Source organism: Acetivibrio sp. MSJd-27 (assembly GCF_018918095.1).
GTDB lineage: Bacteria > Bacillota > Clostridia > UMGS1840 > HGM11507 > HGM11507.
The window spans coordinates 1-2,456 of sequence record NZ_JAHLPV010000083.1 but is presented as its reverse complement, the minus strand read 5'-3'; the positions used below and the strand labels follow the sequence as shown (position 1 = coordinate 2,456).

The 2,456-nt window shown below is 38.7% G+C and carries 3 protein-coding genes; all 3 read left to right on the top strand.

Annotated elements, in window-relative coordinates; all coding sequences use genetic code 11:
• A partial coding sequence (locus tag KQI32_RS13135; RefSeq protein ID WP_216426077.1) for an RHS repeat-associated core domain-containing protein occupies positions 1-1,122 on the top strand: 1,122 nt, incomplete at its 5' end.
• A gap of 3 nt (positions 1,123-1,125) precedes the next feature.
• Entirely contained in the window at positions 1,126-1,779 is a 654-nt protein-coding gene (locus KQI32_RS13130) for a hypothetical protein (protein ID WP_216426075.1), read from the top strand.
• Between the two features lie 249 nt (positions 1,780-2,028).
• Positions 2,029-2,456, top strand: a 428-nt coding sequence (locus KQI32_RS13125) for a hypothetical protein (protein ID WP_216426073.1), incomplete at its 3' end; no start/stop codon positions are given.

Sequence of the window (2,456 nt, the reverse complement as noted above, 5' to 3'; positions counted from 1 at the left end):
AAAACCACCAACGGCGTGACCACCAGCCATATCTATGACGGGCAGAATATTGTCATGGACGACAAGGCCGGGGAAAAGCAGGTGTTTGTCAGAGGCCTCTCCCCTATCTCCCGAACAGTAAACGGAGGAAGCAAGGAGTATTATACCTTCAATACCCACGGAGATACAACAGCCTTGGTCAACGCAAGCGGAACCATATTAAAAGATTATACCTACGATGCGTTCGGGAACCAGAAGCAGGAACAGTCAGAAGACAACAATCCGTTCCGTTACTGCGGAGAATATTTCGATAGTGAAACCGGATTTATCTACCTCAGAGCAAGGTATTATGACAGTAGTATTGGAAGGTTTACGTCGGAGGATCCAATTCGAGATGGAATGAATTGGTTTGTTTATTGTGGGAATAATCCAATTAATTTAGTGGATCCGAGTGGCTTTAAAGCCGGTGATTTGTTTGTTACAATTGATGATGCTGCGATTGATTTTGGTTTAACATATAATCCAATTTCAATTGCAGGGATAAATAAAAATGGTGAGTTTATAGAAGAAGGGTTTGAATTAGGGACAATTGTATATGAAATAATTGGTGAGGATGGTCAAACTTATTATACTTATAATGAACCAGTGGAAGGAGATTCTGGTGGTTGTAATCCAAAAGACGCAGAATGGGAAGGTAATGCAAAAGCAATATTACATACCCATGGACGAGTAAGCACAGAACAAAAAGCAATGGCAGATGAAGGATATTCTTATCCTGATCCTGACATAATTTCTGGTGAAGATGATAGCTATGCTCGAAGTTTAGGGGGAATTCCAAATTATGCAGTAACACCTGGAGGATTATTGATCAAGTTCACGCCAGATATGAATGTAAAAAAGTCTTGGCATAACAACGATAAAGCAATTGGAACTTCTGAAATAATTTCTATATTTATGCCATATGACGAAAAATCTGAAATGGTTAGATATCGGAGCAAAGAAGAGAAAGCAATCTATGATGCTGGTATAAAATTAGAACGTCTAAGAAGTGAATATAAGAAAAGAAATGTACGTCAACTCAGAGATATGGGTTATACGGGAACTGAATGGTTAAACAAAATAATTGGTGAAAAGGAGATATAAACATTGAAAAGGTATATTTTAGGACTTATATCTGGAATTTTATTGACCGCCACGACTGTAAATGTTTTCAGTTCAAATAATTTACAACTTGATATCATGGAAGCATCAAATAGCCCCATAATCATAAATTCAAAGCCATGGCAATATACTTCCTGTTACCTGATAGATGATAAAACTTATGTGCCATTGCGTGAATTTTGTGAAGAAACAGGAATTTATTTAAAATGGCAAGAGGCAATTTCTGTTCAGCGAGGTGATGAATTCTATGAACAGCCATCTCAAATTCAATTGAGAATTCCTTATGTAAGAGATAATGAAGTAATTACCTTAAATCATATGGATGAAAGTGATGGAAGAAGCTTTCTAAACGATGAAATTAAGCAGGATATTACAACCAAAAAGTACTCTTTTGAAGATTATCCTGTCAAGACACCTGAAATTGCAGCAAAAATAGCAGGACTTTTCTTCGAGAGGATTGACAATAAACATTTATATGGTCAAAAGCCATATATGGTAAATTATGAAAAAAGCATCGATGCTTGGGCAGTAAAAACAAATTTAAATTATTATCGACCTGATAATCCTCAAACAGGTGGCAGTGGATTGGTTGTGATAAGCAGGACAGGTGATGTGCTTTATTGCAGTATTTACAGATAAGACAGAAGTCGTTTTTATGTCTTGATATAAATTAATCCTAGATGTCAAGGAGAAGATTATATCTATATCTTAATTTCTAAAAACATATCTCCGCCTCTATCACAAATTTTGTAAAAATCGGGGACTAGAGTATTTTCTAGTCCCCGATTTCTTATCTTTCAACCTTCATCATTCCTTGTACCCTGTTTTAATGCCTGATTCCCATAAATACTTCCACCAGCCGCCCACAACGAGCCAAGTGCCAGCGTAGTGACAGACATTGCATACAACTATGCGCCGGAAGAGGAAGGCATCCTTTACACCAAAACCACGACGGTGAACGATGTGGAGCATGTGGAGGGACAGACCTCGGTATCCACCCATGAAAAATACGATAATCTAGGAAATCTGGTCTATCAGAAGGACGGCAACAACAATGTGATCGCTATCACCTATGACAAACTGGGACGTCCGCTTGTGCAGACCAACCCGGACGGGACAACCAACCAATTCAGCTATGATTCGGTCAGCAATGAAATCATTCTGACCAACCAAAACAATGTGAAGCAGAAAATCAAATACGACAAGCTGGGACGGGCAGTGTCCGCAACCGATTTCAACGGAAACACGGTGACCACGGCATACAATAAGCTGAACAAAGAAACGGAAGTTGTCACACCGATGGAAGAGAATGTGAC